Origin of the sequence: Luethyella okanaganae (genome assembly GCF_042660285.1) — a bacterium.
Taxonomy (GTDB): domain Bacteria; phylum Actinomycetota; class Actinomycetes; order Actinomycetales; family Microbacteriaceae; genus Luethyella; species Luethyella okanaganae.
On the sequence record NZ_JBHSTP010000004.1, the window covers coordinates 128,572 to 151,346 of the forward strand.

The 22,775-nt window shown below is 67.0% G+C and carries 17 protein-coding genes; 7 read left to right on the forward strand and 10 right to left on the reverse strand.

From position 1 onward, the window contains the following. The first annotated feature begins 173 nt into the window (after positions 1 to 173). Positions 174 to 1,670 carry a DHA2 family efflux MFS transporter permease subunit gene (locus ACFQB0_RS14625; RefSeq protein ID WP_386733067.1) on the forward strand — a complete coding sequence of 499 codons (1,497 nt, stop codon included), beginning with the start codon at positions 174 to 176 and terminating at the stop codon, positions 1,668 to 1,670. Positions 1,671 to 1,679: 9 nt separating this feature from the next. After that, positions 1,680 to 2,675 carry a ketopantoate reductase family protein gene (locus tag ACFQB0_RS14630; RefSeq protein ID WP_386733069.1) on the forward strand — a complete coding sequence of 332 codons (996 nt, stop codon included), beginning with the start codon at positions 1,680 to 1,682 and terminating at the stop codon, positions 2,673 to 2,675. Between the two features lie 29 nt (positions 2,676 to 2,704). On the opposite strand, the gene ACFQB0_RS14635 is transcribed toward ACFQB0_RS14630, so the two are convergent. Further along, on the reverse strand, positions 2,705 to 3,319 hold the full coding sequence (locus ACFQB0_RS14635; RefSeq protein WP_386733070.1) for a hypothetical protein: 615 nt from the start codon (positions 3,317 to 3,319) through the stop codon (positions 2,705 to 2,707). A gap of 23 nt (positions 3,320 to 3,342) precedes the next feature. Between ACFQB0_RS14635 and ACFQB0_RS14640 the strand changes: the two genes are divergently transcribed. Both ACFQB0_RS14640 and ACFQB0_RS14645 read left to right on the forward strand, forming a co-directional pair. Beyond that, positions 3,343 to 4,281, forward strand: coding sequence for an A/G-specific adenine glycosylase (locus ACFQB0_RS14640; RefSeq protein ID WP_386733072.1), 939 nt, complete (start codon positions 3,343 to 3,345; stop codon positions 4,279 to 4,281). A gap of 51 nt (positions 4,282 to 4,332) precedes the next feature. Beyond that, positions 4,333 to 5,592: a hypothetical protein gene (locus ACFQB0_RS14645; protein ID WP_386733074.1), complete on the forward strand. Its 1,260-nt coding sequence runs from the start codon at positions 4,333 to 4,335 to the stop codon at positions 5,590 to 5,592. 252 nt (positions 5,593 to 5,844) lie between these two features. Here the strand turns inward: ACFQB0_RS14645 and rbfA are convergent, their stop codons facing one another. From rbfA to ACFQB0_RS14675, 6 genes are all read right to left on the reverse strand, one after another. After that, positions 5,845 to 6,372, reverse strand: a complete 528-nt coding sequence (gene rbfA, locus ACFQB0_RS14650) for a 30S ribosome-binding factor RbfA (protein WP_386733075.1) — start codon at positions 6,370 to 6,372, stop codon at positions 5,845 to 5,847. Between the two features lie 129 nt (positions 6,373 to 6,501). Beyond that, positions 6,502 to 9,285: a translation initiation factor IF-2 gene (gene infB, locus ACFQB0_RS14655; RefSeq protein ID WP_386733076.1), complete on the reverse strand. Its 2,784-nt coding sequence runs from the start codon at positions 9,283 to 9,285 to the stop codon at positions 6,502 to 6,504. Between the two features lie 86 nt (positions 9,286 to 9,371). Continuing rightward, positions 9,372 to 9,635, reverse strand: coding sequence for a YlxR family protein (locus tag ACFQB0_RS14660; protein ID WP_386733078.1), 264 nt, complete (start codon positions 9,633 to 9,635; stop codon positions 9,372 to 9,374). A gap of 141 nt (positions 9,636 to 9,776) precedes the next feature. After that, a complete protein-coding gene (nusA, locus tag ACFQB0_RS14665) occupies positions 9,777 to 10,775 on the reverse strand; it encodes a transcription termination factor NusA (RefSeq protein ID WP_386733080.1) in 999 nt (332 codons plus the stop codon). 211 nt (positions 10,776 to 10,986) lie between these two features. Further along, a complete protein-coding gene (locus ACFQB0_RS14670) occupies positions 10,987 to 13,053 on the reverse strand; it encodes a PhoX family protein (protein ID WP_386733082.1) in 2,067 nt (688 codons plus the stop codon). A 334-nt stretch (positions 13,054 to 13,387) separates the two neighbouring features. Further along, positions 13,388 to 15,151, reverse strand: a complete 1,764-nt coding sequence (locus ACFQB0_RS14675; RefSeq protein ID WP_386733083.1) for a proline--tRNA ligase — start codon at positions 15,149 to 15,151, stop codon at positions 13,388 to 13,390. 37 nt (positions 15,152 to 15,188) lie between these two features. On the opposite strand from ACFQB0_RS14675, the gene ACFQB0_RS14680 reads away from it, so the two are divergent. Beyond that, the gene (locus ACFQB0_RS14680; protein ID WP_386733085.1) at positions 15,189 to 16,643 is read left to right on the forward strand and encodes an RNB domain-containing ribonuclease; all 1,455 of its coding nucleotides are present in this window, start codon (positions 15,189 to 15,191) and stop codon (positions 16,641 to 16,643) included. Positions 16,644 to 16,645: 2 nt separating this feature from the next. On the opposite strand, the gene ispG is transcribed toward ACFQB0_RS14680, so the two are convergent. Continuing rightward, complete coding sequence (gene ispG / locus ACFQB0_RS14685) at positions 16,646 to 17,800, reverse strand: flavodoxin-dependent (E)-4-hydroxy-3-methylbut-2-enyl-diphosphate synthase (protein ID WP_386733088.1); 1,155 nt, start codon at positions 17,798 to 17,800, stop codon at positions 16,646 to 16,648. Between the two features lie 119 nt (positions 17,801 to 17,919). On the opposite strand from ispG, the gene ACFQB0_RS14690 reads away from it, so the two are divergent. Continuing rightward, on the forward strand, positions 17,920 to 19,104 hold the full coding sequence (locus ACFQB0_RS14690; RefSeq protein ID WP_386733090.1) for an acetyl-CoA C-acetyltransferase: 1,185 nt from the start codon (positions 17,920 to 17,922) through the stop codon (positions 19,102 to 19,104). Positions 19,105 to 19,215: 111 nt separating this feature from the next. Here the strand turns inward: ACFQB0_RS14690 and ACFQB0_RS14695 are convergent, their stop codons facing one another. Next, complete coding sequence (locus ACFQB0_RS14695) at positions 19,216 to 20,547, reverse strand: M50 family metallopeptidase (protein WP_386733092.1); 1,332 nt, start codon at positions 20,545 to 20,547, stop codon at positions 19,216 to 19,218. Between the two features lie 171 nt (positions 20,548 to 20,718). On the opposite strand from ACFQB0_RS14695, the gene ACFQB0_RS14700 reads away from it, so the two are divergent. Continuing rightward, a complete protein-coding gene (locus ACFQB0_RS14700; protein WP_386733093.1) occupies positions 20,719 to 21,633 on the forward strand; it encodes an NAD-dependent epimerase/dehydratase family protein in 915 nt (304 codons plus the stop codon). Here ACFQB0_RS14700 and dxr read toward each other — a convergent pair. After that, positions 21,608 to 22,705, reverse strand: coding sequence for a 1-deoxy-D-xylulose-5-phosphate reductoisomerase (dxr, locus tag ACFQB0_RS14705; protein ID WP_386733095.1), 1,098 nt, complete (start codon positions 22,703 to 22,705; stop codon positions 21,608 to 21,610). The genes ACFQB0_RS14700 and dxr overlap by 26 nt on opposite strands. Positions 22,706 to 22,775 lie beyond the last annotated feature (70 nt).

Genomic DNA, 22,775 nt, shown 5'->3' on the forward strand with positions numbered 1-22,775 from the left:
CGTCAGGCTTCTCGTCAGGCTTCTCGTCAGGCTTCTCGTCAGGCTTCTCGTCAGGCTTCTCGTCAGGCTTCTCGTCAGGCTTCTCGTCAGGCTTCTCGTACACGCTTGACATGTTATCAGTCGATAACTAATCTGCATCATGTAATCATTCAATTACAACAGTCAGGAATACCGTGAAACCCCTTCACCCGACGCGACGCGTGCCCATCTGGCTCGCGATCCTCGCAGCCTCCCTGCCGATGTTCATGGCGACGCTCGACAACCTCGTCGTGACCGGTGCCCTCCCGGTGATCAGCCACGATCTCTCGGCCTCGATCGAAGAGCTGCAGTGGGTGATGAACGCCTACGCCCTGAGCTTCGCCACCTTCATGCTCCTCGCCGTCGCGCTCGGCGACCGCTTCGGCCGCCGAACCGTCTTCCTCGTCGGAATCGGCGTCTTCACCATCGCATCGGCGCTCTGCGCGCTCAGCCTCGAACCGTGGATGCTCATCGGCGCCCGCGCATTGCAAGGTGTCGGAGCCGCCGCCCTCATGCCCCTCTCGCTCACTCTGCTCGTCGGCTCCGTCAGTGACAGACTCCGACCCGCCGCGATCGGCATCTGGGGCGGAATCTCAGGCCTCGGGGTTGCTCTCGGCCCCCTCATCGGCGGCGCCGTCGTCGAGGGCTGGAACTGGCAAGCGATCTTCTGGCTCAACGTTCCTCTCGGCATCCTCTCGGTGCCGCTCGCACTGCTCTCCCTGCCGCAGAGCTTCGGAGCGCGCGTGCGGGCCGACATCGTCGGAACCCTCTTCGCCGGGCTCGGCGTGCTAGGCCTCGTCTACGGAATCGTGCGCGGCAACGACGCAGGCTGGACGAGCGCCGAAGTGCTCGGCGCGCTCATCGGCGGCGGAGTCCTGCTCGGCGCCTTCCTCGTCTGGGAGACGCGCACGGATGCGCCGCTGCTCCCACTCCGTCTGTTCCGGGACCGGAGTTTCACTGTGGCGAATCTCGTCGGCGTGACCTTCAGCTTCGGCATCTTCGGCTCGATCTTCATCCTCATCCAGTTTCTCCAGATCGTGCAAGGACACACTCCGCTCGAGGCAGGCGTGATGACGATGCCGTGGACCCTCGCACCAATGATCGTCGCGCCTCTCACCGGAGTGTTTAGCCCCCGCACGGGAACCCGACTGCCGATCGTCATCGGGCTCGCCCTCCTCTGCGTCGCCATGTTCTGGCTCGCTGCGACGATGTCGGCGACCGTCGAGTACGGTGAGATGGTTCCCGCCTTCCTGCTCGCCGGTATCGGCATGGGCTTCGTGTTCGCACCGAGTTCGACCGCCGTGCTCGCGAATATGGTTCCGGCCGACCATGCGAAGGCGTCCGGCACCAACTCGACGCTCCGCGAGATCGGCGTCGCCCTCGGTGTCGCAGTCCTTACCGCCGTCTTCACCGGAGCCGGCGGCGAACTCACCCCGACGGGCTACGTAGATGCCGCCATCCCCGCGATCATGGTCGGCGCCGCCGTCCTCGGCGCGGCCGCCGTCGCCGCGATCGCCCTGCCGTCGCGGCGCAGCGCTGCGCTTCGGACCGAGGCCTCCCGTGCTCGAACGATCGCGCATCCACCGGCATCCGTGGACGGCGAGCGCTCGGCCGTGGATCTCGATGCGGAGCTGACGACCGTCGAGATCTAGGCTGGAACGATGAGGATCGCGGTCATCGGAGCAGGTGCGCTCGGCGGGACCTTCGCGGTGCTCCTTGCCCGTGCAGGGCACGAGGTGACCGTGACGGCGCGCGGTGCCGGTCTCGCGGCGATCCGCTCCGGCGGCATCCGCCTCGACGGCGGCTTCGGCGAGGCGCACGAATGGGTGCATGCCCTCGAACGACTCGACGAGACCCCAGAACTCGTGCTCGTGTGCACGAAGGCTCAGGATGCGGCTGCGGCGATCGACGACAACGCGGCGGTCATCGACGGAGCATCCGTCATCGTCCTTCAGAACGGACTCGACGGCGTCGCGACCGCCGAACGCCTCCTGCCTCGATCGTCGTGCTTCGGGGCTCTCTCGATCATCGCCGCGAACTACACGGAACCTGGCCACGTCACGATCACGACGCCGGCATCCACCTACATCGGCCGCGGATCCGGACCCGTCGACGATGAGACCCGACGATGGCAGACACTGCTCTCGGCTGCCGCACCCGTCGTAGCGATCGACGACTTCGTCGGAGCGCAGTGGACGAAACTCGTCGTCAACATGCTCAACGGCCTCCCCGCCGCCACCGGTCTGAGCGTTCAGACGGTCGTCGCCCATCGCGGCCTCCGTCGTATCATGACGGCGAGCATGCGCGAGGCGGTGCGGGTCGGAACAGCGCGTGGCATCCGCTTCGGAACACTGCAGGGTCTCGGGGATCGACGGCTCAGGCTCTTCGCCCGGCTGCCGATCTGGATCGGTCAACTGCTGCCGTTGCTCATGAAGGCGCGCATGGGCACTGTGCCCAACCTCGGTTCGACTCTGCAGAGCCTGCGACGCGGCCAACGCAGCGAAATCGACCACCTCAACGGCGTCGTGGTGCGGGAAGGCTCGACTGTCGGCATCCCCACACCGGTCAATGCGGCGATCACCGCCATGGTGCACGAGGTCGAGGCGAGTGGGGTGCATCCGACACCGGACGCGGTCTCCGCTCGGATCCGGCTCTAGCGATGAGACGTCAGCAGATCCGGCTCTAGCTAAGAGGCGTCGGCGAGGAGACGTCGCGGCGCGGACGGCTCGTGGTTGTCGACGATGGCCGATGCCGCGGAACGCGGATTCGCGATCGAGAGGTACCGGCGGTCCGGAGCGCCTGCCACACCCTCAGCAGGCTCCGCGTCGAGCAGGATGCTGTAGTCCCAGAGATCCCGCAGCTCGGGCCGGTTGGCGAAGCGCCCGTCGACGATGAGCACCGCATCGGCCGGACCCGTCTCCCACTTCGGAACCATGCGGGCGTCACGTGCGGGGTCGAAGGCTCTGGTAACGAATCCGGTGCTTCCCGAAAGCCGGAACGGGCCGATGAGGACTCGGCGCAGCAACGAGTAGTCGAACCCGTAGCCGTAGTAGCGCTCGGGAGTGTCGGGCCCGAAGGCGTCCTGCTCGGCGCGGGATCGGTGGAAGAACTCCAGGCTCGCCCGGAACACCGCATGGCCGCGCTCGGCGAACACCGCCCCCAGGTCGTCCGCGAAGGCGGTCTTGCCCGAGCGCTCGACGCCGTCGACCGCCACGATCACGCGCCCGCGACCGTGATCGTGGGCGATCTCGGTCGCAAGGTCCCGCAGGAGCCGCACGCGTGGGGTCGAGACGAGTTCCATGGTGCGAGCCTACGCTGGAGGTGATGGACACGACAGCGGGCACCCACATCACGAGACGCACGACAGACGACTCCCACGACCGGCGCACGTTCGAGACCGAGGTCATTGCCGCCGCGATCATCGTCTGGTTCCGTGAGAACGGGCGGGATCTGCCCTGGCGCCGCCCGGGCTTCACCGCCTGGGGCACCCTCGTGAGCGAGTTCATGCTGCAGCAGACACCGGTCAACCGAGTCATCCCGCATCTCGAAGCCTGGCTGGACCGCTGGCCGTCACCGGTCGAACTCGCCGCCGAACCGCCCGCATCGGCGGTGCGCGCTTGGGCGAGCCTCGGCTATCCGCGTCGCGCCCTATGGTTGCATGCGGCGGCCGTGGAGATCACCGAACGGCACGGGGGCACGGTACCCGAGGACGTCGGTGCCCTGCTGGCGCTCAGCGGGGTCGGCGACTACACGGCGCGAGCCGTCGCCGCCTTCGCGTACGGCCATCGGCATCCGGTGGTGGACACGAACACCCGCCGGGTCATCGCGCGAGCCGTCGACGGGCAGGGCGAGCCCGGACCGCCGAGCCGCCGCGACCTGACGGCGATGGAGGCCATCCTGCCCCGTGGCGTCGTGGAAGCGCGCACCTTCAACGCCGGCATCATGGAACTCGGTGCGATCGTCTGCACAGCTCGCGCACCCCGCTGCCAGGAATGTCCCATCCGCGAGGCGTGCGCTTGGCGCGCCCAGGGCTATCCACCGTACCTCGGGGCACGCAAGCCCACGCAGAAGAAGTATGAGGGCTCCGACCGCCAGGTGCGCGGCCTCATCATGCGCGAGCTGCGCTCGACCCACCGACCGGTGACCGACACCGAGATCGAGCAGCTCTGGCCGGACGCCGTGCAACGCGACCGCGCGCTCACGGGTCTGCTCGGCGACGGCCTCGCGATCGCGACGGTCGACGGCTACACTCTCCCGTCGTGAGGCTCAGGACGGGAGGATCGGCGGCACCCGAACAGGCGATAGCGTATGCTCATGATCCGGATCCTCGTCTCCGCCCTCATCGGTGCCGCCGTCGCCGGAGCCGTCGCGTGGATCCTCTCGGCCGACGAGGCTTGGACCGGCCTGGTGGTCACGACCGCGATCGCGGCTGGCGTCTTGACCCCCCTAGTGCTCGTGGCCCGCAGTGCGAGCGGGGTCTTCGGAGCCGAGAGCAAGCCCGAGGACATCCAGCTCGCCCGGAGCGAAGGCCGGCTCGCTTTGGCGCGTGTGCTCGCCATTGCTAGGACCGGAACCTCGATCAACGACCAGCCACTGTGCGACATCGATCTGCTCGTGATGCCGCGCTTCGGCTCTCCCTATCAGGTGCGTACCCGGCGCCTCGTCGACATCGTCGAGATCCCGCGCCTGCAACCGGAGTGCGTCGTAGTGGTTGCGCTCGCGCAGAAGGCTCCCTCTGCGGTCGCTATCGTCATGAACCCGCCCGATGATTGGGCTGTGCAGGCGCTCTCGGACCAGGCCGTGCGTACAACGCGGAGTGCGCCTGTCTGGGTGCCTCAAGCGAGCGCGGCGAATACCTCCAGACTACGGCGCATTCCCGTATGGGCATACGGCTTCGGTCTCCTCGCCGGAGCCGCGCTCGCGCTCATTCCGGCGTATCCGATCATGGCACAGCTCGTGAACGGTGAGACGACGCTCGACGAGGTGCGCTCGGCATCCGGGTGGGAGGGGCGGCAAGCCGCCGAGGAGGCCGGACAGGCCGAAGCGGCGGCCGAGGCCGACATCTTCGTAGGAGACAATGCGCGGCGGCAGGTCGACGCCCTCGTCGAGAAGGTCGGACCGTTCGTCACGAGCCTGAGCTTCTGGCGTGCCGACGTCGCCGCGAGCGCGCCGACGACTCCGGGAGCGCAGACGGTGGACCGCTTCAGCGTGTCCGCGCAGACCGTCACCCGCGACGGGGCAGACAGCACGCAGCCCGAGCCAGGAGAGCTCGTCGAAGAGCTCTTCGACGCGACCGCGGTCGACTACGGGATCATGGGCGAGCTCATCACCGTCGCCCACGGATTGAGCGGTATCGATCCATCCGAGTCCTCCGACGGAGGACAGTGGGTCTATCTCGACAAGCGTCCGATCTTCGTGAACGGCGAGACGCAGACGATGCTCACCTTCGACGTTCCCGTCGACGGCGAGTACTACAATGCGTGGATCACCTTCGACACGGGTGGGAATGTACTCTCCATGCGCGGCGGCGCCCCCGGCTCGGCGAGCTATCTCGCCGAGCACCCGGCGGGCTAGGCACCCACCCGGTGAGGGGAATGAGAAGATCCATCCTCTTTCTTTTCGAAGGATCTACTACTGCTGCTACCAGGCTGCACCCAGGTCTGTCCTGAACGCGGACAGCGACGCCGTCATGACGACGAATGACCACGAAAGCAATGGGTACACTCATTCCCACCATCGACTTCCCACCATCGACGACTACGAATACGAATACGGAAACGCCCGACTCCTTCGAGCCGGGGACCTTTCATCAACGGCGGGACCAGGCTAAGCCTTGCCTGCCTCGTCTTCGGCCTCGGCCTCGGCCTCAGCCTCAGCCTTGTCTTCGGCTTCGGCTTCGGCGAGATCTTCGTCGAAGTCCTCGCCCTCGGCTTCTTCCCGCGGCTTGACGTAGGGGTCCGCGTCTCCCGCGTACTCCGCTGTCGCGGCCAAGCCGGCGACGGCGGTGTCGCGCTCGCGCGCCTCACGCAACAGACCTTCGATGTGCGCGGCGTTCTCGGGGATCGCATCGAGGATGAACTCGAGGGACGGAGTGAGCCGGGCCGTGATGTTCTTGCCGACCTCGCTGCGCAGCATCCCGGTCGCCGCTTTGAGAGCCGCAGCGGTGTCGGCACGTTCCTCCTCGGTTCCATACACCGTGTAAAACACCGAGGCATGCTGCAGGTCGCCGGTCATCTGAACGTCCGTGATGGTCACGAAACCGAGTCTCGGATCGCGGATGCCCCGCTCGAGGCGCTTCGCGACGATCACTTTGATGCGATCGGCCATCTTTCTGGCACGTGCCGGATCTGCCATGGTCTTCTCTCCTGCGTGGGGTCGTGCATAGACGCTACCGCGTCGGAATCAGATATGAGAACGGCCGGAAGCCGAGAGCACGTCTCGTGTCTCGGCTACCGGTGCTCGGTCGGAGCGCCCAACGGCGCGTCAGCCGCGCAGCTTCTCCTTGAGCTCGATCGTCTCGATCTCGTCGCCGATCTGGATGTCGTTGAACTTGCCGAGACCGATACCGGCCTCGAAATCCGTACGCACCTCGGTGACGTCGTCCTTGAAACGGCGCAGCGACTCGATCGCGAGATTGTCCCCCACGACGACCCCGTCGCGGATGACCCGCGCCTTGGCGTTGCGAGTGATCGTTCCGGAGCGCACGATGACACCGGCGATGTTGCCGAACTTCGAGGAGCGGAAGATCTCGCGGATCTCGGCGACACCGGACTGGACTTCTTCGTACTCAGGCTTGAGCATGCCCTTGAGCGAGCTCTCGATCTCGTCGATCGCGTTGTAGATGACCGAGTAGAAGCGGATGTCGACACCCTCGCGCGCGGCGCGCTCGCGCGCCTTCGTGTCCGGACGCACGTTGAAGCCCACGATGATCGCATTGTCGATCGTCGCGAGGTTGACATCCGACTCGGTGATCGCACCCACACCGCGGTGGATGATGCGGAGCTGGACGCTGTCGTCGACCTCGATCTTGAGCAACGACTCCTCGAGCGCCTCGACGGCGCCGGAGACGTCGCCCTTGAGGATGAGGTTGAGCGACTCGACCTTGCCCTCTTCGAGCGCGCGGGTGAAGTCTTCGAGGCTGATGCGCTTGCGGGCGCGTGCGAGCTGCGCGTTGCGCTCGGCCGCCTCGCGCTTCTCGGCGATCTGACGAGCCGTGCGGTCCTCGTCGGTGACGAGGAAGGTGTCGCCTGCACGCGGGACGCTCGAGAGACCCTGCACCTGAACGGGACGCGACGGGTAGGCGGCCTCGACCGAATCGCCGTTCTCGTCGGCCATGGCACGAACACGTCCGTAGGCAGTTCCGGCGACGATCGAGTCGCCGACACGCAGCGTTCCCGACTGGATGAGCACGGTTGCAACCGCACCACGGCCTTTGTCGAGCTTGGCCTCGATGGCCACGCCGCGAGCGTCCTTGTGCGGGTTCGCCCGCAGATCGAGACCGGCGTCAGCCGTCAGCAGCACAGCGTCGAGGAGGTCTTGGATGCCGATGTTGTTGCGAGCGGACACGTCGACGAACATGACGTCGCCGCCGTATTCCTCGGCGACCAGTCCGAACTCGGTGAGCTGCTGGCGCACCTTCTGCGGATTGGCGTCTTCCTTATCGATCTTGTTGACGGCGACCACGACCGGCACATTCGCCGCCTGAGCGTGGTTGAGCGCTTCGATCGTCTGTGGCATGATGCCGTCGTCGGCCGCGACAACGAGGATCGCGATGTCGGTGACCTGTGCGCCACGAGCACGCATGGCGGTGAACGCCTCGTGACCGGGGGTGTCGATGAAGGTGATGGCACGCTCGAGGCCTTCGTGCTCGGTCCACACCTGATAGGCACCGATATGCTGCGTGATGCCTCCCGCCTCGCCGGCGACGACGTTCGCATTGCGGATGGCGTCGAGCAGTCGGGTCTTACCGTGGTCGACGTGGCCCATGACGGTCACGACCGGTGGACGAATCTCGAGGTCTTCGTCGGTCTCGTCCTCGAGTTCCTGATCGAGATCGATGTCGAAGCCCTCGAGCAGTTCACGATCCTCTTCTTCAGGAGAGACGACGAGGATCTTGTAACCGAGTTCCTCGCCGAGAATGGCGAAAGTGGCCTCGTCGAGCGACTCCGTCGCCGTCGCCATCTCTCCGAGATGGAACAGCACGGTCACGAGGTTGCCGGGGCTGGCATCGATCTTGTCGGCGAAGTCCGTGATCGAGGCACCACGGCGCAGTCGGACGACGGTGTCGCCGTCGCCACGGGGAACGCTGACGCCACCGAGCGATGGGGCCTCCCGCAGCTCGAACTCTTGCCGCTTCGTCCGCTTCGACTTGCGAGCCTTGCTCTTGCCGCCACCGCGACCGAACGCTCCAGCCGTTCCACCGCCGGGGCCACGACCACGACCGCCGCCGCCGGCCGGGCGTGGAGCGAAACCGCCACCGGCACCCGGGGCGCCACCAGCGCCACCAGGACGTTGGAAACCTCCTCCGGCCGGGCGGGCTCCGCCCGCACCACCGGGGCGCTGGAAGCCACCGGCGCCCGGACGCTGGCCGAAGCCGACCGGGCGCTGGCCCATGCCGGGACCACCCGGACGCGGCGAACCGGGGCGCTGAGCCGCCGGACGCGGGATGTTGCTCGGAGTCGGACGCTGACCCATGCCTTGTGCGCTCGCGAACGGGTTGTTGCCCGGCCGTGGGTTCGCGGGACGCTGACCCATGCCCTGATTGGAGGCGAAGGGGTTGTTGCCGGGGCGGGGAGCGCCAGGACGGGGCGCGCCGGGGCGAGGGATCGACGAGTTCGTGGTTGTGGAAGCCGGAGCACTCGCAGACGAAGCGGCCGGGGCATCCGTCGACGTCGCGGCCTCGGCGGCGGCGGCGCGCTCCTCAGCCTGGGCCTGACGCTCGGCAACAGTGAGCGGGGCGACCGGAACTGGAACGGCCTCGGCCACAGGGGCCTCCTGAGCCTCCTTGACGACCGGAGCGGCAGGGGCTTGGGGGGTGGGCTTCGCCGCCGCAGGCTTCGCCGCAGCGGGCTTGGTCGGTGCCTCGGCGGCCTGGACGGAGACACCGTCCGCCTCGAGAGCAGCCTTCAGCCGCCGGGCGACCGGCGGAGCGATACTGGAAGACGGGCCCTTGACGAACTCGCCCATCTCCTTGAGTTTCGCAAGAGCGATCTTGCTGTCTACACCGATCTCGCTTGCGATCTCGTGCACGCGTGGATTTGCAGCCACAATTCTCCTGTTCCGGGTCTGCACCCGGACAGGGGCAGACCATTAAAAAAGACGGACGGGTCTCATTTCGAGCCGCTCATTAGTTGTCACTCATTGGTGATCACTGTGCCGTTCAGCCTGTTCTCTAAAGTTTCCGTGTCGAGCGCCTCGTTCGCCTTGAGCGCCCGCCCGAAGGCCCGGCGCTGCACGGCTGAGCGAAAACACTCAAGAGTCGGATGCAGCCACGCGCCACGCCCGGGAAGTGTGGCGGTGTCATCCACCACAAGTTCTGATCCCCGGGCCACGACCCTCAGAAGAGAGGATCTCGGATCACGCGAACGGCACCCAACGCACGTTCTAACGGGTTCCATGTTAGCACTCCTCCTCGAGGCGAGAGGCCGGGGACAAGGTCTGCGCGAGCACAGCCTCGTGCGTTCTCGTCACGATCGAGGCTACGTCACGTGCGCGTGCAGCTCGCGCTTTCGCGAAAGCCGGCTGGCTCCCAAGGCGCCTTAGTCCTCTTCGAGGATCGAGTCGGGCTGGATGTCGATCTTCGCGCCCGTCAGCTTGGCGGCGAGGCGGGCGTTCTGCCCCTCCTTGCCGATCGCGAGCGAAAGCTGGTAGTCCGGCACGAGCGCCCGAACGGCCTTGAGCGACTCGTCGATGACGAAGGCACTCGTGACCTTCGCGGGCGAGAGCGCACTCGAGACGAAGGTGGCGAGATCCTCCGAGTAGTCGACGATGTCGATCTTCTCGTTGTTGAGCTCTGCCGTCACCGCACGCACACGCTGGCCGAGCTCGCCGATGCACGCGCCCTTGGCGTTCACACCCGGCTCGGTCGCACGCACAGCGATCTTGGTGCGATGGCCGGCCTCGCGAGCCAGGGACACGATCTCGACGACCCCGCTCGCGATCTCGGGAACCTCGAGCGCGAACAGCTTGCGCACGAGCGCGGGATGCGTGCGGGAGACCGTGATCTGCGGCCCCCTGAGCCCCTTGCTGACGCTCGTCACGTACACGCGGATACGCGACCCGTGGTTGTACTCCTCACCGGGAACCTGCTCCTCGGGCGGTAGGATCGCCTCGACGCTGCCGAGATCGACGTGGATCATGCGCGGGTTCGGCCCCTGCTGGATCACACCGGCGACGATATCGCCCTCGCGTCCGCGGAACTCACCGAGCACCGCGTCGTCTGCGATGTCGCGCAGCCGCTGGTTGATGATCTGCTTGGCCGCGAAGGCGGCGATCCGGCCGAAGTCGCTCGGGCTGTCCTCGGCCTCGCCGACGACGTTGCCCTCCTCGTCGAGCTCCGGTACGAAGACCGAGACGTGGCCGCTTTTGCGGTCGAGATGCACACGCGCGCCATCCGGGTTCAGATGCCCGTGTGCGGCCGGATTGACGTGCTTGAGGTACGCGGTCAAGATGGCCTGTTCGATGATCTCCACGAGTTCCTCGAAGGGGATGTCTTTCTCGCGTTCCATCAGACGCAGGACGCTGAGGTCGATGTCCATTGCCGGCCTCCTCTATTCATCTATTCAAGTCTCACCGCCGCACCACCGCACAGCGGGCTAGAGGTCTAAGTTACCCGACTCCCACGACTCCCGTCACCACTGGCAGCATTCGCTTCGCGCATCCCAACGCACCGAACCGGCAGTCGCCGCCGCTATGGCGCTCCCATAGGGGCGACGACTGCCGGTTCGAGGAACAACTACGAGGGACGACTCAGAGTGCGCTCGATCTCCAGGACTGCACCACCGCCGGGCGAGGTGCACGGAACTTGCCGCCGCCGTCCGCATCGACATAGTCGGGGAACAGCGAGTGCGGCGCCTCCCATGCACCCTCCTCGCCCGGGTGCTGCACGGCGACGAAGACGAGACCGTCCTGGTCGTGGATGACGGGACCACAGGTCTCGGCGTCGCGCGGCACCGAGAGAAACTGCTGCACGCGACCGCGCTCCGGTCCTTCGAGCGGAACCTTGAACAGACCGTCGTTCGTGCCGATCTTGCTCGGCGCACCGTCGGTCGATATCCACAGGTTGCCCTCGGAGTCGAAGGCGACGTTGTCGGGGCAGGAGATCGGCGACACCTGCTCCTTCGGATAGCCGGCGAAGTACGTGGTCGAGTCGGTCGCCGGGTTGCCGCAGAGCAGCAGGATGTTCCACGCGAAGCGAGTGCCACCCTGACCGGACACCTCAGTGAGCTCGATCACGTGGCCGTCACGGTTTCCGTTGCGCGGGTTCGCCTCATCGGCCGGCGCGTTCTTGCCCGCCTTGCCGCGATCGGAATTGTTCGTGCAGGCGATGTAGACCTTGCCAGTAGCCAGGCTGGGCTCGACATCCTCGCAGCGGTCCATCTTCGTGGCTCCCGCGAGATCCGCGGCGAGCCGTGTGTACACGAGCACCTGTTCGGTGGTCATACCAGGAACGGCGCTCTCACCCTTGTGCGTGAGCGCAACCCACTCCCCCGTTCCATCGAAGAGCCCGTCGCTCGGAAGCCGCCCGGAGCCGTCGATCTCGGCGGCGGAGTTGCCCGTGAACTTCGCGACGTAGAGGTCGCCATCGCTCAGCAGACGGCGGTTCTGCTTGCGCGCGCCCGGGTTGTTCTTCGGGTTGTACTTGTGCTTGGAGACGAACTTGTAGAGGTAGTCGTTGCGCTCGTCGTCGCCCATGTACGCCACAACCTTGCCGTCGTCGCCAACGATGACGTTCGCGCCCTCGTGCTTGAACCGGCCCATCGCCGTGTGCTTGAGCGGCATGGCGGTCGGGTTCTGCGGGTCGATCTCGACGATGTATCCGAAGCGGTTCGGCTCGTTCTCGTAACCGGGATTGTCGGCGTTGAAGCGCGGGTCGTAGCGCTCCCACGTCGTCGAAGTCGTGAGCGCAGCCAGCCCATAGCGCTTGCGCTCCGCGCTGACCGTTGGAGCCGTGAAGTAGCCGTTGAAGTTCTCCTCACCCGAGAGGATCGTGCCCCATGGGGTGAGCCCGCCAGCGCAGTTGCCGAGCGTGCCGCGCACGATCCGTCCGCTCGGGTCGTCGATCGTCTTCAGCAGCGTCGAGCCGGCGGCCCGACCGGTCAGTTCGAACTCGGTCTCGACCGTGAGACGGCGGTTGCGTGCGCCACCCTGAACATAGCTCCACGGCTGGCCGACGGCCGGACGGGTGAGCTCGACGACGGTCATGCCCTGCGCGGCCTTGTAGAGATTGGCACGGTCTTCGAGCACTGCCGGGTCACTCGAAGCGGGGAACATGATGTTCGGGTTCACGTACTCGTGGTTGCAGACGAGCACACCGCTTGTGCCGCTCGCGTCGGGGACGATGGCGAGGTAGTCGTTGTTGTAGCCGAACTGGCGCTCCTGCGCGGCGGCCGTCTGGCTGTGGATGTCGAAGGCCGGCGAGTCGGCGAAGAGCGGGTCGCCCCAGCGGATGATCGGGCTCCACGAGAAGCCTTCCGGCACGACAAAGGCGTCGACGGCCTTGTCGACGGGGGCGATCGGTCCGAAGGAGAGACCTGCGCCGGCCGGCACAGCGGGTGCGGCTCCGGCCGCCTGCGCGGCGGGCGCATCCGTCGCCGCATCGCCGACGATGAGGGCGAGCGCGCCGGCCGTGCCGAGTCCTAGCAGCGCGCGCCGCGACAGCGCGACGGAGGCGATGTCTCGGAACGACGGGTTGGAGGAGGTGTTGCACTCGTCGCCGAGGCACGCATTGGCGCACTTGAGCTGACAGGTCACGGCCGAGCGCTTGCCACGCACATGGTCGGCCATCGGCAGGAGACGCGGGTGTTCGAGAGTCATCGGTGTCCCAATCGCTGGTGAGGTCGGTCATACCAGGATGGACTGTGAACGCCGTCCGCATCCGCCCCCGCTCGGTGAACGTCCCGTGACGATCCCGTGAAACTCCGTCGTCGCTCTCCGCGGGGTCGCTCACCGAACTGGCAGTCGTCGCCCTTATCGCGCTCCCAGAACGGCGACGACTGCCGGTTCGCGGGTAGAGACGAGGCCGGGAGGCAGTCGCGAGGACACGGCACGAAACCAGGAGAACGCGGCAAGAAACCAGGAGAACGCGGCAAGGAACCAGGAGAACACGGCACGAAGCCTAGAAGCTAAAACTAGAGAACGCGGCAAGAAGCTAGGAGAACGCTGCGGCGATCTCCGTGATCGCGACGGGGGTGCGCTCTCCGGTCGCACGATCCCAGAGCTCCACGAGTCCCTCGGAGACCCCGCGGCCCGCGATCACGATCTTCGGAACGCCGATGAGCTCGGCATCGCCGAACTTCACCCCGGGAGAGACCTTCGGACGGTCGTCGTAGAGCACGCTCTTGCCCACGGCCTCGAGCGAGGCGACGACGATCTCCGCGGCCTCGAACGCCGCGTCATCCCGGCCCGTCGCGATGACGTGGACGTCGAAGGGAGAGACGGATGCCGGCCAGACGAGCCCCTTGTCGTCGTTGTTCAGTTCGGCGATGATCGCGAGGATGCGGGTGACGCCGATGCCATAGGAGCCCATCGTCACGGTGACGAGCTTGCCGTTCTCGTCAAGCACCTTGAGCCCGAAGGCCTCCGCGTATTTACGACCGAGCTGGAAGACATGGCCGATCTCCATGCCGCGGGCGAGCTCGACCGGCCCGGAGCCATCAGGAGCGGGGTCGCCGGGCAGCACCCCAGCCACTTCGACGGTGCCGTCGTGGCCGAAATCGCGGCCGGCCACGAGTCCGAAGACATGCTTGCCGTGCTCGTTCGCCCCGGTGATCCACCCGGAACCGTCGACTATGCGGGGATCGACGACGTAGCGGATGCCCGTGCTCGACTCCTCGCCGAGGACGGGCCCGGTGGCGGACCACGGTCCGATATAGCCCTTGACCAACCTGGGGTGCTTCGCGAAGTCCTCCTCGGTCGCCGCCTCGACAGCGGCCGGCTGGAACGCGACCTCGGCGCGCTTGGTGTCGACCTCACGGTCTCCGGGGAGCCCGATGATCACGAGCTCGCGCGTGCCGTCGAGCTGCGTGAGCGCGAGCACGACGTTCTTGAGGGTGTCTGCCGCCGTCCAGGCGCGGCCGTCCGGCCGCGGGTGGGCCGTGTTCGCGCGGTCGACGAGTGTCTGGATCGTGGGCGTGTCCGGGGTGTCGAGCACCTCGGCCGGGGTCAACGCGTCATAGCTTCGAACTGGAGGAGGCGTCGTCGTGAACGCCTCGACGTTCGCCGCGTAGCCGCCCGCCGAGCGCACGAAGGTGTCCTCGCCGATGGGGGTCGGATGCAAGAACTCCTCGCTCTTGGAGCCGCCCATCGCTCCGGCATCCGCCTGAACGATCACGTATTCGAGGCCGAGACGCGTGAAGATGCGCTCGTACGCGTCGCGTTGCGCCTGGTAGCTGGCATCGAGGCCCGCGTCGGTGTAGTCGAAGGAGTAGGCATCCTTCATCGTGAACTCGCGGCCGCGCAGCAGTCCAGCGCGGGGGCGCGCCTCGTCACGGTACTTGTCCTGGATCTGGTAGATCGACAGCGGCAGATCCTTATAGGAGTTGTACAGGTCTTTCACGAGCAGCGTGAAGACCTCCTCGTGCGTCGGGGCGAGCAACAGGTCGCTCCCCTTGCGGTCCTGCAGCCGGAACAACCCGTCACCGTACTCCTCCCACCTGCCGGTCAGCTCGTAGGGCTCCTTGGGAAGCAGCGCCGGAAAATGCACCTCGTGCGCTCCCGCCGCAGTCATCTCCTCGCGGATGATGCGCTCGATCTTCTCCTTGACACGCAAGCCGAGCGGCAGCCAGGCGAAGATGCCGGGAGCTTGACGCCGAATGTAACCGGCCCGCACGAGCAGACGATGACTCGCGACCTCGGCATCCGAGGGATCGTCGCGGAGGGTGCGCAGAAAGTAGTTCGAGAGGCGTGTAGGCACGAGCGTTAGTTTATCGAGCGCCGCATAGGCTGGGCGCATGCCCTCACGCCGGCCACATGTCGCAGCATCCGCCGCGCAGAGCGAACTCGCCCGAGCACTCGCCTCATTGCGCACCGCCTTCGAGTTGCCGACCGGTTTCCCGCCGTCGGTGCTCGCCGAAGCGGAGGATGCAGCGGCATCCGTCGTGCTGCCCGATCTGGATCGCACCGACATCGACTTCGTCACGATAGACCCGATGGGAGCGACCGACCTCGACCAGGCGCTGCACCTGGAGGCGACCGGCTCCGGGTACCTCGTGCACTACGCGATCGCCGATGTTCCCGCCTTCGTCGTGCCCGGCGGAGCCGTCGACGGCGAGGCCAGGCAGCGCGGGCAGACGATCTACGCCGCAGACGGGCGCATCCCCCTGCATCCCCCCTCGATCAGTGACGGTGCAGGATCCCTTCTTCCCGGCGTCGAACGCGGGGCATTCGTCTGGGAGTTCCACCTCGACCCCGAAGCAGCCGTGCGATCGGTGAGGGTACGTCGGGCACGTGTCAGATCGAGGCGGCAGTACGACTACGACGAAGTGCAGGCCGCCATCGACGACGGAACCGCCGATGCCTCCCTCGCCCTGCTCAAGGTCGTCGGTCTCGCACGCATCGAGCTCGAACGCCGTCGCGGCGGCGCGAGTCTCAACACCCCCGACGAGGAGATCGTGCGCAACGACGGCGGCTACTCGATCGAGCGGCGTCTGCCACTGCCCGTCGAGGATTGGAATGCCCAGCTCTCGCTCATGACGGGGATGGCCGCGGCCGAGATGATGCTGAACGGGCGGGTGGGCATCTTGCGCACGATGCCCCCGCCGGGCGAGGACGCGGTCTCGACCTTCCGTCGGCAGACGGAGGCGCTCGGGCAACCGTGGCCGGAAGACCAGGAGTACGGGGAATACCTGCGCGGTCTCGACCGCAGCGATCCCGCCGCACTCGCGATCATGCAGGCCGCAACCGGCCTGTTCCGCGGTGCAGGCTACGTTGCGATGAACGGCTTCACCCCGGCCGATCCGGTGCAGTCGGCTGTCGGCGCCCCCTACGCGCATACGACGGCCCCCCTGCGCCGGCTCGTCGACCGCTGGTCCCTCGTCATCTGCGAGGCCCTGAGCAACGGCACCGACGTTCCCAGGTGGGCTCGCGAATCACTCGGCGAGCTGCCCACGATCATGGGCGCATCGTCGCGTATTGCGGCGCAGCTCGACTCGGCCTCCGTCGACCGAGTCGAGGCGGCGCTGCTGAGCGACAAGATCGGTCGGCGCTTCGCCGCGACGGTTCTGGCTCAGCGCGGCGACACTGCCGTCATCCAGCTCGTCCAGCCGGCCGTCACCGCGGAATGCGCCGCCCCGGAGCGCCCGAAACCCGGTTCGCACGTGACGGTGACGCTCGACTCCGTTGACATCGCGACGGGCGCGGCACGCTTCGTGCTCGCGGAGGAGGGTCTCGTCGCGCGAACGGCCTGAACTCAGCCGGCGGTGACGACCGGCGCCCCGATCGAGGTGTCGTTCGCCGGCATCTCGGCCGCGATCCGATTGGCCTCTTCGATGAGGGTCGCGACGATCTCGGACTCCGGCACGGTCTTGATGACCTCGCCCTTGACGAAGATCTGCCCCTTGCCGTTGCCGGAGGCAACGCCGAGGTCCGCTTCGCGCGCCTCGCCGGGCCCGTTCACGACGCATCCCATCACCGCGACGCGCAGCGGCACCGTCATACCCTCGAGACCGTCGGTCACATCGTTGGCGAGCTTGTAGACGTCGACCTGCGCGCGTCCACAGCTCGGGCAGGAGACGATCTCGAGCTTGCGCTCACGCAGATTGAGCGATTGCAGGATCTGCAGCCCGACCTTGACCTCTTCGGACGGAGGCGCGCTGAGAGAGACCCTTATCGTGTCGCCGATGCCCTCAGAGAGCAGGATGCCGAACGCGGTGGCGCTCTTGATGGTGCCCTGGAAGCTTGGACCGGCTTCAGTCACGCCGAGGTGCAACGGCCAGTCCCCGCGCTCTGCGAGCAGACGGTAGGCCTTGACCATGACGATCGGGTCGTTGTGCTTGACCGAGATCTTGAAGTCGTGGAAGTCGTGCTCTTCGAACAGGCTCGCCTCCCACACGGCGCTCTCCACGAGCGCCTCCGGCGTCGCCTTGCCGTACTTCTGCAGCAGCCGAGGATCCAGCGAACCGGCATTGACACCGATGCGGATGCTGACACCCGCCTCCTTGGCGCGACGGGCGATCTCGCCCACCTGATCGTCGAACTTGCGGATATTGCCCGGGTTGACGCGCACGGCGGCACATCCGGCGTCGATCGCGGCATAGACGTAGTTGGGCTGGAAGTGGATGTCTGCGATGACCGGGATCTGGCTCTTCTTGGCGATGATCGGCAGCGCCTCTGCATCGTCGCGGCTCGGCACGGCAACGCGCACGATGTCGCATCCCGACGCGGTGAGTTCGGCGATCTGCTGCAACGTCGCGTTGATGTTCGGCGTCGGTGTCGTGGTCATCGACTGCACGCTGATCTGCGCGTCGCCGCCTACGAGCACCTTGCCGACCTTGATCTGACGAGAGGTGCGGCGCGGAGCGAGGACCTCCGGCACTTTCGGCATTCCGAGATTCACTGCTGGCACCCTGCTAGCTTACGCGCCGTCTCTCACACGCGGCTGGGCCCGGTATGTCGCGCCCACACTTCGGCGTTAAAGTCGAAGAGCCCCTGCAGACACAAGCTCGCAGACAAGGAGTCAGCGTCATGAGCGCTATCGAGGTCGTCATCCTGTCCGGTTCGCGAACACCTCAGGGCCGCATCAACGGCCAGTTCGCCGCCCTCACGGCCGTGCAGCTCGGCACGATCGCCATCGCCGACGCGATCGCCACGTCGGGGGTGAGCGCAGATGAGGTCGCCGCCGTGCTCATGGGTCAGGTGTTGCAAGCCGGCGCCGGTCAGAATCCGGCCAAGCAGAGCGCCATCGCGGCAGGCATCCCGTGGAACGTCCCGGCTATGACGCTCAACAAGGTGTGCCTTTCGGGTCTCGCCGCGGTGGTCGACGCCGCCAGGCTCATCCGCCTCGGCGAGGCCGATGTCGTCGTCGCGGGAGGGCAGGAGTCCATGACCAACGCGCCGCACCTGCTGGCCGGCTCCCGAAAGGGCTGGGCCTACGGCACGATCGGCGCTCTCGACCACGCGGCGTACGACGGTTTGACGGACGCCTTCGACGGTCTCTCGATGGGCGAGTCGACCGAACACGTCAACGGCAGGCTCGGCATCGGACGACGGGAGCAGGATGAGATCGCCGCGGCATCGCACCAGCGGGCGGCGGCGGCGCAGGCTGCGGGCATCTTCGACTCCGAGATCGCCTCCGTGCCCGTGCCGCAGCGCAAGGGGGACCCCATCGTGATCGCAGGCGATGAGGGTGTGCGAGGCGAGAGCACGACCGATACCCTGGGCGGCCTACGTCCGGCCTTCACCCCGGACGGGACGATCACGGCGGGCAACTCGTCGCCGTTGAGCGACGGGGCGAGCGCGCTCGTGCTTTCGAGCCGCCGGTTCGCCGAGGAACGCGGACTGCCATGGCTGGCCACAGTCGAGGCGTCCGGTCATGTGGCCGGACCCGACAACTCGCTGCACTCGCAGCCGTCCAACGCGATCAGGGCTGCGCTCTCCCGCCAGGGCTGGGCCGCGAGCGATCTGGACCTCGTCGAGATCAACGAGGCCTTCGCCGCCGTGACCCTGCAGTCGACCCGCGACCTCGGTCTCTCGCCTGAGGTCGTCAACATCCATGGCGGAGCGATTGCGATCGGCCACCCGATCGGCGCCTCCGGCGCACGGCTGGCGCTGCACGCAGCCCACGAGCTCGCACGACGCGGCTCAGGCAAGGCCGTCGTCGCGCTGTGCGGGGGCGGCGGACAGGGCGACGCACTGCTGCTCTCACGCTGACCGTCGCCCGCCGACCGGCACCCGCTGACCGTCGCCCGCCGACCGGCACCCGCAGTGACACAGGCGTTAGCCGCACCGGAGCAGGCGGTAGGCGCGCCCGCCCCGCAAGCCTCAGCCGAAGAGGTTGACAGGCTTGACGATGTCGGCGTAGATGAGCAGCGCGCTCATGCCGCCGAGCACGATCACGACAGCGAAGGTGAGCGGCATGAGCTTGGCCGTGTCGACCGGTCCGGGATCCGGCTTGCGGAAGAGCGAAGCGAAGCCGCGACGGACGGCCTCCCACAGCGCACCCGCGATGTGCCCGCCATCCAGCGGCATGAGCGGGATCAGGTTGAAGACGAAGAGGGCGATGTTGAGCGAGGCGAGCAGTTCGATGAGGCCCGCCGCCTTGCTTTGCAGCGGGATCGTGTCGATACTCGCGATCTCACCGGCGACCCGGCCGACGCCGACGACGCTGATGGGCCCGTTGGGGTCGCGTTCTCCCGGCCCGAAGGCGGCATTGGCCACGTCGACGAGACGCTGCGGCAGGTTGACGACGATGTGCACGACACCACCGATGTTCTGGCCGACAGCGGGAAGCACCGCCGTCACGGGCTGTTGTACGAGCTCGCTCGCGGGACCTATGCCGACGAACCCGACCTGACGGGTCACGGCCTTGCCGTCGGCATCCGTCACGACGGCACCAGCTTCATCCGTCACATTCCGCTCGGTGAGCAGAGGGGTCACGGTCAGGTTCTTCGTGGCGCCGTCGCGTTCGACGACGACAGTGAGCGGCACGCCGGCAGACTCGCGAATGAGCTGAGTGGATCGATCCCAGCTCGTCACTGCCGCACCGTCGATGCTGACGAGCCGGTCGCCGGGCAGGATGCCGGCCGCCGCCCCAGGCGCGACCGGGTCGGACGCCGTGCACTTTTGGCTCGTGTCGCTCACGTTGTGCACGCAGGCGGACACGCTGCCGACCGTCGTGCTGACCTGCGCCGCGCCGAACCCCATGAGCAGCACCCCGAAGAGCACGACCGCGATGAGAAGGTTCATGAAGGGGCCGCCGAACATGATGACGACGCGCTTCCACACCGGCAGCCGGTAGAAGGCCCGGTGCTCGTCGCCGTCGGTGATCGTGCTCGCGCTGGCCGTGCGGGCATCCTGAACCAGGGTGTTGAAGAAACCCGTGCTCGCGTTGCGCATCACGCCGCCCTGTCTGGCGGGCGGGAACATTCCGATCATGGAGATGTAGCCGCCGAAGGGGATCGCCTTGACGCCATACTCGGTCTCGCCCTTGCGCTTCGACCAGATCGTCGGGCCGAAGCCGATCATGTACTGCGTCACCTTGACGCCGAAGAGCTTCGCCGGCACGAGGTGGCCGATCTCGTGGAGCCCGATCGAGACGGCGAGGCCGACCGCCAGGATGGCGACGCCGAGAATGAAGAGCAGCACGGATTCCACTGCATCACGATACCGCCATCCGCTGACGGCTGACTGCGCGAACGCTGAACGTCGGGCGACGTCGACTGAGAGGCCGCCATAACCGCCACCCCCTATGATGAGCGCGTCGGAGCGGTGAAATCAGAGCACGAAGCCGGATCGCGAAACCGGAGCGAGGAATGGGAGCGGACGATGGCACGTCACCTGGTGGTCGGAACGGGGCTCATCGGACGGGAGCTCGCGGAGCAGCTCGTCGCGCGCGGCGACACGGTGATCGCGGCGAGCCGCTCGGGAACCGTCGTGGCCGGGGCGGATGCCATGCGCCTCGACGCTGCGGACGCCGACGCCTTCGGAGCCGCCGCTGTCGGGGCGGACACGATCTTCCTCTGCACCAACCCGCCCTATCCGGCATGGGCGACCGACTGGCCACCGGTCTTCGTCGCCGCGATCGAGGCCGCCAGGCGCTCCGGCGCCGGCCTCGTGCTCATGGGAAACCTCTACGCCTACGGAGTCCCTGACGGCCCGATGACGGAGCGCACGCCGTTGCATCCGGCCGAGACGAAGGGTGAGGTGCGCCGCGACGGCTGGTTTGTGGCACGTGCAGCGCACGAACGTGGAGAGCTCAGGGCCGTCGAGGTGCGTGCGAGCGACTACTTCGGGCCGAACGCGAAGGGAACCGCGCATCTCGGCGAATCGTTCTTTCGTGCAGTGCTGAACTCGAAGAAGGCCATGGTGGTCGGCGATCCGATCGCCCCGCACAGCTGGAGCTACCTGCCAGACATCGCCACGACCCTCGTCGCCGCGGCAGACTTCTCTAGCGAGTGGGGTCGCGTCTGGCACGTGCCGAGCAACGAGCCGCTTTCCCGCACCGAGATCGCCGCTCAGGTGAACGCCCGCTACGGCACGAGCGGACGGGTAGCGGGCTACCCGCCATGGATGCTCAGGACACTCGGCCGCTTCAACCCCACGATGCGCGAGGTGGAGGCGTCGAGCTATCAGTTCCGCATGCCGTTCGTGATCGACTCCGCCGAGACGGAGCGGTTGCTCGGCGTGAGCGCGACACCGTGGCCCGAGGCCCTGTTCAGGACCGCGGACTCGTACCGCTGAGGTAGCCGTCCGCCGCAGCACGCGCCCAGTCTTCGGCCGCGACGAGCGACTCCCGTGTGAGCGGCCCCGACCATGCCTCATGCCCGTCGACCACCCTGCGGACCGTGTCGACGATGCCAGAAAAGCCGATGCGCCCCGCGTGGAAGGCGTGCACGGCCTGTTCGTTGGCCGCGTTGAAGACTGCCGGATAGCTTGAACCTGCCCGGCCGACCTGCTTGGCGAGCGTCACCGCGGGGAACGCTGCCTCGTCGAGGGGCTCGAAGCTCCACGTCTGCGCAGAGGCCCAGTCGAGTGGCCTCCCGACCGAGGCGACCCGGTTCGGCCAGTCGAGCCCGAGCGAGATGGGCAACCGCATATCGGGCGGAGAGGCCTGCGCGATGGTCGAGCCGTCGACGAACTCGACCATCGAGTGCACGATCGATTGCGGATGCACGACCACATCGATGCGGTCGTAGGGAACGTCGAAGAGCAGGTGCGCCTCGATCACCTCGAGGCCCTTGTTGACGAGGGTGGCCGAGTTGGTCGTGACGACGAGCCCCATGTCCCAGGTGGGATGCGCGAGCGCCTGCGCCGGTGTGACTCCGTTCAGCGAGTCTCGGGAGCGCCCGCGGAACGGCCCGCCCGACGCTGTGAGCACGAGCCGGCGCACCTCGCTCGGTGTGCCAGAGCGCAACGCCTGGGCGATGGCCGAATGCTCAGAGTCCACCGGGACGATCTGACCGGGTCTCGCAACAGACGTGACGAGTTCGCCTCCGACGATGAGAGACTCCTTGTTGGCGAGCGCCAAGGTGCGGCCGGTCTCGAGAGCGGCGAGCGTCGGCCCGAGTCCGACGGAGCCGGTGATGCCATTGAGCACGACATCGGCGTCGACCGAGCGCACGAGGCGTTCGGCATCTGCGGCGCCAAGCGCGGTCTCGTCGACATGGAAGTCCGCAGCCTGCTGCGCGAGCTGCTCAGCGTCGCTGCCGGCCGCAAGCCCCACGACCTCGAAACGTTCCGGGTTGGCCCGGATCACGTCGAGGGCCTGTGTACCGATCGAACCAGTCGAACCGAGGATGATGACTTTACGCACGTGCCCAGCCTAGAACCCGCTCGACGCTGTTCACCGCGCGTACACTCGTGATCAATATCCTCGCTCTTCG

Coding starts and splice junctions, on each gene's coding strand:
- ACFQB0_RS14630 (WP_386733069.1), top strand. CDS start 1,680: ATGAGGATCGCGGTCATCGGAGCAGGTGCGCTCGGCGGGACCTTCGCG.
- ACFQB0_RS14635 (WP_386733070.1), bottom strand. CDS start 3,319: ATGGAACTCGTCTCGACCCCACGCGTGCGGCTCCTGCGGGACCTTGCG.
- ACFQB0_RS14640 (WP_386733072.1), top strand. CDS start 3,343: ATGGACACGACAGCGGGCACCCACATCACGAGACGCACGACAGACGAC.
- ACFQB0_RS14645 (WP_386733074.1), top strand. CDS start 4,333: ATGATCCGGATCCTCGTCTCCGCCCTCATCGGTGCCGCCGTCGCCGGA.
- rbfA (WP_386733075.1), bottom strand. CDS start 6,372: ATGGCAGATCCGGCACGTGCCAGAAAGATGGCCGATCGCATCAAAGTG.
- ACFQB0_RS14660 (WP_386733078.1), bottom strand. CDS start 9,635: ATGGAACCCGTTAGAACGTGCGTTGGGTGCCGTTCGCGTGATCCGAGA.
- nusA (WP_386733080.1), bottom strand. CDS start 10,775: ATGGACATCGACCTCAGCGTCCTGCGTCTGATGGAACGCGAGAAAGAC.
- ACFQB0_RS14670 (WP_386733082.1), bottom strand. CDS start 13,053: ATGACTCTCGAACACCCGCGTCTCCTGCCGATGGCCGACCATGTGCGT.
- ACFQB0_RS14680 (WP_386733085.1), top strand. CDS start 15,189: ATGCCCTCACGCCGGCCACATGTCGCAGCATCCGCCGCGCAGAGCGAA.
- ACFQB0_RS14690 (WP_386733090.1), top strand. CDS start 17,920: ATGAGCGCTATCGAGGTCGTCATCCTGTCCGGTTCGCGAACACCTCAG.
- ACFQB0_RS14700 (WP_386733093.1), top strand. CDS start 20,719: ATGGCACGTCACCTGGTGGTCGGAACGGGGCTCATCGGACGGGAGCTC.